Below are 7660 nucleotides of genomic sequence, written 5' to 3' on the forward strand. Positions count from 1 at the left end.
CCTGTGCCCCCTCTTTCTCCCTGTTTCCTCCCCGCCTCCTTCCGCCGCCGTCCGTCCGCGGGCGTTGGGCCGAAAGGCCCCCGGCCGGGCACGGGGTGGCCCCTGGCCACGGGCCCGGACGAGTACGAAGCTCGATAGGAGTACGGACTCACGGACACGGACACGGGCGCGCAGACGCCGGAGGTGCGGATCATGCAACGACAGCTCGTCGCGGGAATCGACGGATCCTCGGAGAGTTTCGCCGCCGCGCACTGGGCGGCGCGGGAGGCCCTGCGCCGCGGCACGTCGCTGCGGCTGGTGCACGCCTGGGAGTGGCACCCGCACCCGGCCGCCTCCGTGCCCGCGGACTCGACGCAACGCCACTGGGCCCGGCACACCCTGCGGCAGGTGGAGGACAGCGTCCGCGCCGCCTACCCCGAACTGCACATCACCGAGGAACAGGTGCCGGACCCGCCGGTCAGTGCCCTGCTGACGGCTGCCGAGCAGGCCGACCTGCTGGTGCTCGGCTCCCGCGGGCTCAGCGGTGTGGCGGGGTTCCTGGTGGGCTCGGTCTCGCAGCGGGTCACCGCGAAGTCACCACGGCCCGTGGTCCTCGTACGGGCGGGTGAGGACGCGGCCGACGAGCACTTCACCGGCACGGGGCCGGGTGAGGGACAGGAGCAGGAGACGGCGGGCGGGCGCAGGGGCGAACGGGACGACACGGTGGAGTCGGCACCCGCGCGCGACGTCGTCCTCGGTCTGGACACCGCCCGCCCCTGCGACGAGCTGATCGAGTTCGCCTTCCAGGCCGCGCGGCGCCGGGGCGCCGCACTCCACGCGGTCCACGCCTTCAGTGCCCCGCCGGCCTACGCCGCCGTCGACCGGCTCGTCCCGCCGCCGGGGCCCGAGCTGCTCGCGGAGCACGAGCACGCCGTGGTGGCGACCCTGCGGCCGTGGTGCGGGAAGTTCCCCGGGGTGACCGTCACCCGGACGGTCACCGAGGGACGGCCGGCCGCCGTGCTGGGCCGGGCGTCGACGGGCGCGGGGCTGATCGTGGTCGGCCGGCGGATCCGGTCGGGTCCGCTCGGCGCCCGTACCGGCCATGTCGCGCATGCGGTCCTGCACCACGCGGACTGCCCCGTCGCCGTGGTGCCGCACGGCTGACCACGGACCCCGGCCGGAGGTGGCGCGCCAGGGCGGGCACGCCCGCCCGGGTGGGGCCGACCGGCCGGGGCCGACGGGGCCGTTCGGCCCTTTCCTCTCCTTGATCAGCCCGTATTCACTGACCCAGGGAGGCGTCATCGTCCGCGCACGGACCGGCGCCTGCGGTCTGCTTGATCGAATCGGACAGTGCGGCAATGTGAGGGAGGCCCCGGTGGCGGTGAACGGAGCCCATCGGTGATCGCGGCGGTGGGGCACGCGGATCTGACCGCGGCCACGGCGGAACTGCTGGAGACCGAACTGCGCAGACGGCTCGATCAGGTCGCCGAGGGGGCGGCCGGGCTGGTGCGCGCCGGCGCGGGCCTCCCCGTGGTGTTCGGCCGGGCGCTGCGCAGCGCGGGCCGGAAGCTGGTCGTGCTGCTTCCGGCGCAGGGCACGGTGCCCGCGCCGCTGCCCGAACGCGACCGCAAGGCCGCCGGGGAACTGCTGGTGCTCGCCGAACAGGTGCGGCTGCTGCCGTACGACCCGGCCGACCGCGACGCCTGCGTCAGCGCGGACGAGCGGCTCGTGGCATCGTGCCGGCGGCTGCTCGCGGTCTGGGACGGATCGGCATCGGACGGGCGCGACGCCACCGCCCACCTGGTGGCCTTCGCCCAGGCACGGGGCATCCCGGTGGACATCGTCTGGCCCGAGGGCGCGGCCCGCGCCACGGACCGGCACACGTCCCTGCCCCGTACGACCGTGAACGGCCGCCCCTTCCGGTGCGGCCCCGGCGGTGGCCGGGCCGCGGGCCGTCAGGGCCGCGCCGTCGCCGCGACGGCGGCGGAGGAAGCCGATGACTGAAATCCTCCCGGGCGGTGGCCTCACGGCCGTGGACGGCAACCGTCCCGGCACCGGCCGGCACGGCACCTCGGGAGCCGGGAGACTGCTGGCCTGGCTGCTGGTGATCACCGGCGCGCTGGGCGTGCTCGCCTCGCTGGTCATCACCGTCGACAAGCTCAGGCTCGCCGAGGATCCGTCCTTCCAGCCCTCGTGCACCCTCAACCCGGTGCTGTCCTGCACCAACGTGATGCTGAGCGAGCAGGCGTCGGTGTTCGGGATCCCCAACCCGCTGCTGGGCCTGGCCGGCTATGCGGGCGTGACCGCGGTCGGCTTCGGGCTGCTGGCCGGCGCCCGCTACCGCCGCTGGCACTGGATCGGACTGAACATCGGCACGCTTCTCGCCACGGTGTTCTGCATGTGGCTGATGACGCAGGCGCTCTACGACATCGGGGCGCTGTGCCTGTGGTGCGCCCTGGCCTGGGCCGCCACCATCGCCATGTTCTGGGCCACCACCCTGCACAATCTGCGGCACGGCCTGCTGAAGGCCCCGAGGCCGCTGGTGGCCGGGCTGCTGGAGTTCCCCTGGGCGGTGCCCCTGACCTGGTACCTGATCATCGTGGCCCTGATCGCCACCCGGTTCTGGTCCTACTGGTCGACCCTGCTCTGAGCGGTGGCGGGGCCGGCCGGTCCCGTCCGCCGGGCCGGGCGGGAGCCGTTGCTCCCCAGCGGCCGGGCCCGTCCGGCCCTCTTCCGGCGCCCGTCGCGCGTGCGACGGTGAAGACCGGAAGGGGGCGACGTCATGGGAAGCAGGGTCGGGCTGTGGCGCTTTCGGCGCAACGAGCTCAAGCGCCGCTCGGACACCGCGGAGGCATGGACGTACGTGGCCGCCGCCGTACTGATCGCGGTAGCGGCGCCGGCCGCGGGTGCCGCGACCGCGGTGGCCGTCGAGGACGCCTCGCTGCGCCGGGGCCAGGACTGGCACACCGTCTCCGCCGTGCTGACCAAGGACGCCCCGCCCGCCTCCAGGGCCGGGTACGCGCAGGCCGGCCAGGTGCGCGCGACCGTGCGCTGGACCGCCGCCGACGGGACGGAGCGGAGCGGCCGCGCCCTGGTCTCCCCGGGCACCGAGGCCGGTGCGAAGACCACTGTCTGGCTCGACGAGGGCGGCGCGCTCCACGACGCCCCGCTGTCCGCCTCGGACGCCGAGATCGAGGGCATCGCCTCCGGTGCGCTCGCGGCCACCGGTGCGGCGCTGCTGGTCCTGGGCGGCGCGCTGACGGTACGGGTACGGCTGGACCGGCGGCGCGAGGCGGAGTGGGAGCGGGAGTGGGCGCAGGTGGGCCCGCAGTGGGGGCACCACCACGCCTGAGGCCCGCCCGGTCCCCGGCCGTCCGGCGCACGGAACCTGTCCCGGCGGCCACCGGCGCGCCCCGACACCTGTCCGGGCCCGGCCGTCTGCTCCGGTCCCGGCCGACTGCTCCGGTCCCGGTCATGCACACCCGGCCGACGGGGCCGGGACTCGGCTCTTCTGGTCCGGCCTACCGTGATCCGGCCCAGCGGCGGTAGGCGGCGACCGCGGTCGCCAGGGTCGGGAAGATCCGGTCGCGGCCCACGGACTCGGTGAGCCCGTAGGCGTCCAGATCGTCGAGCAGGTCCTGCTTGACCCGGGCGAGCGCGAACACCGCGCCGCGCCTCACCAGTTCGCGGCGCAGCGAGTCGACGGCATCCAGCGCGGTGATGTCGACCTCCACGTTGGCCTCGGTGTTGAGCACGAACCACGCCACCGGGCCGTCGCGTTCCTCCATCTCCTCCACGGCGGCGAGGGCGCGGTGGCGGAAGTCCTCGGCGTTGGCGAAGAACAGCGGCGAGTCGTAACGGTAGATGAGCAGCCCCGGGATCGTGCGGGCCTGCGGATAGTCGTCGACGTCGTGCATGCCCGGCACGCCGGGCACCCGGCCGAGTACGGCGTCGTGGGGCCTGGCGACCCGTGCCAGCAGTTCGGCCACCGACAGCGCGACCGCGACCAGTACCCCGTACAGGATGTCCAGGGCAAGTACCCCGGCCAGGCAGCCGAGAGCCAGCAGCAGCTCGCGGCGGCGGAACGAGGCGAGCCTGCGGAAGCCCGCCATGTCGACCATGCGGATGCCCGCGTAGACGACGAGCGCGCCCAGCACGGCCTTCGGGGTGTCGGCGAGCAGCGGGCCGAGGAACAGCAGCACGGCGAGCACCGCGGCGGCGGCGACCAGGGAGGAGGCCTGGGTGTGGCCGCCGGCCGAGCGGGCGAGCGCGGTACGGCTGGCGCTGCTGCTGACCGGGAAGCCTCGCATGAAGCCCGCGCCGAGGTTCACCGCACCCAGGGCGAGCAGTTCCCTGTTGGCGTTCAGCCGGTGGCTCTCCCCCGGGTCGGCGAAGGCACGGCCGGTCAGGATGACGTCCGAGTAACCGACGATGAGCAGGCCGCCCGCGGGCAGCAGCAGGTCGGGCAGCGCGCCGAGGTCCGGCAGCGAGGGACGGGGCAGGCCGGTGGGAACCTCGGCGAGTACGGCGATGCCGTGGTCGGTGAGGCCGAACACGGACGCGGCCGCGGTGCCGAGGACGACGACGAGCAGCGGGGCGGGCAGGGCGCGGGACAGCCGCGGCACGAGGAAGAGGAAGAGCAGGACGACGGCGGTGAGGATCACGGTGGGCAGGTGCGCCTCGGTCAAGTGGCGCAGGAAGGAGACCAGTTGCGGAAAGAAGCCCGAACCCGTCGTCGGGACTCCGGTGAGCTTGGGCAGCTGGTCCACGATCATGATCAGCGCGACGCCCGCAAGATAGCCGATCAGCACCGGCCGGGACAGCAGGTCGGCGACGAAGCCTAGCCTGGCGACCCACGCGAGCAGCGAGAGCAGCCCGACCGCGATGGCGAGGGCGGCGGCCAGGGCGGCGTACCTCCCGGGGTCGCCGGCCGCGAGCGGCCCGACCACGGTGGCCGTCATCAGCGCGGTCGTCGACTCGGGGCCGACCGACATCAGCCGTGACGAGCCGAACAGCGAGTAGAGGACCAGCGCGGGCAGGATCGCCCACAGCCCCGCGACGGGCGGCAGTCCGGCCACGCCCGCGTAGGCCATGACCTGCGGTACGAGGTACGCGGCGACCGTCGTGCCGGCCAGCAGGTCGCCGCGCAGCCAGGAGCGGCGGTAGCCGCCCGGCACGACGGCGCGCGGCACGACGGCGCGCGGCAGCAGGCGCGCCGCCCGCCCCGGGCCCGGGTCTTCCTGCGGGCCGCGCGGGGCGGGCCCGTCCGACGGATCGTCAGCGGTCATGGGGCTCCTTTCGCCGCGGCTCCTCCAGCATCGCCGCGGCGCGTGGGGAGGTGAAGGGTCGATCGGCCCATGATCCGCGAGCCCCGCGGGAGGTGGGTCGGCGGGGTCCCCGATCCGCTGTGACGCGGCACGCGAGGCCGGGCAATCCTGGCACGCCGGACCGGGCAACCCTCGCGCTGACGCCGAGCGGGCGACCGAGGCACACGAGGCCGGGGCCTGAAGCCGCCCGGTGAGCGCGGCCCGACCGTGGCCGGGCAGCCGTGTGCGCCGCGCCCGGCAGGAGCCGCCCTTTCCGGGGCCGCCCCCGCTCGCGGCGCCCCCGATGCCCGGGAGCGAGACAGGCCCAGACCGCGAACCCGGCTCGCCACACGGGCGGGCCGACGCCGCGGCCGCCTGTCATGTGCGCCGCATCCGCGCCCGGCGCCCTCGTTACCCGGGAGCGAGACAGGCCCAGACCGCAGAGCGGGCCGCCGCATGCGCGGGCCGCCGCGAACGCCGGCCGTGTGCGCCACATGCGGCAGGATCCCGCCCTTTCCTCGGGGGCCGCCCCCCGCGCCCGGCGCCCTCGATACCCGGGAGCGAGACAGGCCCAGACCGCAGAGCGGGCCGCCGCATGCGCGGGCCGCCGCGAACGCCGGCCGTGTGCGCCACATGCGGCAGGATCCCGCCCTTTCCTCGGGGGCCGCCCCCCGCGCCCGGCGCCCTCGATACCCGGGAGCGAGACAGGCCCAGACCGCGAACCCGGCTCGCCACACGGGCGGGCCGACGCCGCGGCCGCCTGTCATGTGCGCCGCATCCGCGCCCGGCGCCCTTGTTGCCCGGGGGGCGAGACGGGCCCAGGCCGCAGAGCGGGCTCGCCAACGTATGCGCGGGTCGGCCGTTCGGCCAGGTGCGCCGCATCCGCGCACCACGCCGTGCCCGGGCCGCAGGGCGGTCTGGCCGCATGTCGTGGAGCGGACCCGCTGTCCCGGTCGGCGGTCCGCGGCCCTCGGTAGGGGCCTGTTATTCCGTAGAACACAGCGGGTGCCGTCCGGCGACCGCGCCTCGGCGACACCGGCCCGTCGGCCCCCGGGAGCCACGGGCCGGGCCGGGCCGTCAGGCGAGGGTGACCTCGACCGGCAGGTGCTTGATGCCGTTGACGAAGTTGGAGCGGACCCGGGGCACGGGGCCGGCCAGCCTGATGTCCGCCAGGCGCGGGATCAGTTCCTCGAACATGATCCTGATCTCGGTGCGGGCGAGCAGATTGCCCAGGCACAGGTGCGGGCTGCCCTTGCCGAAGGTGATGTGGTCGTTGTTCTGCCGGGTGACGTCGAAGTCGTACGGGTTGCCGAAGACGTCCTCGTCGCGGTTGCCGGAGGCGAACCACATGACGACCTTGTCGCCCTCCTTGACCTGCTTGCCGCCGAGCTCGACGTCCCGGGTCGCGGTGCGCCGGAAGTGGTACACCGGGGACGCCCAGCGCAGGAACTCCTCGACGGCGGTGGGGATGAGGGACGGGTCGTCCCTGAGCCTGGCGAGCTGCTCGGGGTGCTGCAGCAGCGCGAGCATGGAGTGGGTGATGGTGTGGCGGGTCGTCTCGTTGCCGGCCACCACCAGCAGCAGGAAGTAGTTGTCGAAGTCCCTCGGCGAGAGGGGCACTCCGTCGCGCGGGGTTTCGTTGACGAGCCTCGAGACGAGGTCGGTGCCGTTCTTGCCGCGGCGCTGCCGGGCCAGCTCGCGGCCGTACTCGAAGACCTCGACGGAGGCCGGGGAGCGGAAGGGCAGGTCGCGGTACTTCTCGCTCTCCGCGCTGTGCAGCAGGACGTCGGCGTAGTCGGGGTCGGTGTTGCCGATGATGCGGTTGCCCCAGTCGATGAGCTGCTGGTTGTCCTCCGGTGGGACGTCGAGGAGCCGGGCCAGGACATTGATGGGGAAGTCGGCGGAGACGTCGGAGACGAAGTCGAACGTGCCCTTGGCCAGGGCGGCGTCCAGTGTCCTGGCGGTGAGGCCGCGCAGGAAGTCGCTGTAGCTGTCGATGACGCCGGCGCCGAACTGGCGCTGGATCACGCTGCGCAGGGCGCGGTGCCGGACACCGTCCATCTCCAGGATGGAGGCGCGCTTCTTGATCTGGTCGTCGTCGACCTCTTCGAGGTTGACGAACCTGGAGGAGGTGAAGGTGTCGGCGTCGCGGTCCACGCGGGCGATGTCGGCATGCCGGGTGACCGCCCAGAAGCCCGAGTTGGGCGCCTCCTCGGGCTGCCAGTGCACGGGGTCCTCGTGGCGCAGGGTGCGGAACATGCGCCAGGGCTTGATCCCGTCGGCGAAGTTGTCGAGGTCGGCCAGGTTCACCTGGTCCAGGGCGATGGGCTCGTCGAGGGCGGCGCGGAGTTCGGCGCCGGTGGCGGGGGTGGCGG

General features: G+C 74.4%; 5 protein-coding genes and 1 pseudogene. 4 read left to right on the plus strand and 2 right to left on the minus strand.

The features are described 5' to 3' along the window. Positions 1 to 192: 192 nt before the first annotated feature. The 4 genes and pseudogenes from GUY61_RS31230 (at position 193) to GUY61_RS31245 (ending at position 3331) form a co-directional block, all read left to right on the plus strand. Positions 193 to 1143 carry a universal stress protein gene (locus GUY61_RS31230; RefSeq protein WP_166633611.1) on the plus strand — a complete coding sequence of 317 codons (951 nt, stop codon included), beginning with the start codon at positions 193 to 195 and terminating at the stop codon, positions 1141 to 1143. A gap of 234 nt (positions 1144 to 1377) precedes the next feature. After that, positions 1378 to 1893, plus strand: a pseudogene (locus GUY61_RS31235) (hypothetical protein); the annotation flags it as partial. 82 nt (positions 1894 to 1975) lie between these two features. Then, complete coding sequence (locus GUY61_RS31240; protein ID WP_166633612.1) at positions 1976 to 2629, plus strand: vitamin K epoxide reductase family protein; 654 nt, start codon at positions 1976 to 1978, stop codon at positions 2627 to 2629. 132 nt (positions 2630 to 2761) lie between these two features. Next, the gene (locus tag GUY61_RS31245; RefSeq protein ID WP_166633613.1) at positions 2762 to 3331 is read left to right on the plus strand and encodes a hypothetical protein; all 570 of its coding nucleotides are present in this window, start codon (positions 2762 to 2764) and stop codon (positions 3329 to 3331) included. A 169-nt stretch (positions 3332 to 3500) separates the two neighbouring features. Here GUY61_RS31245 and GUY61_RS31250 read toward each other — a convergent pair whose 3' ends face one another. Then, positions 3501 to 5267, minus strand: coding sequence for a SulP family inorganic anion transporter (locus GUY61_RS31250; RefSeq protein WP_166633614.1), 1767 nt, complete (start codon positions 5265 to 5267; stop codon positions 3501 to 3503). Between the two features lie 1095 nt (positions 5268 to 6362). Beyond that, complete coding sequence (locus GUY61_RS31255; RefSeq protein ID WP_166633615.1) at positions 6363 to 7610, minus strand: cytochrome P450; 1248 nt, start codon at positions 7608 to 7610, stop codon at positions 6363 to 6365. Positions 7611 to 7660: the final 50 nt, after the last annotated feature.

Source organism: Streptomyces sp. GC420 (assembly GCF_009916105.1).
Lineage (GTDB): Bacteria > Actinomycetota > Actinomycetes > Streptomycetales > Streptomycetaceae > Streptomyces.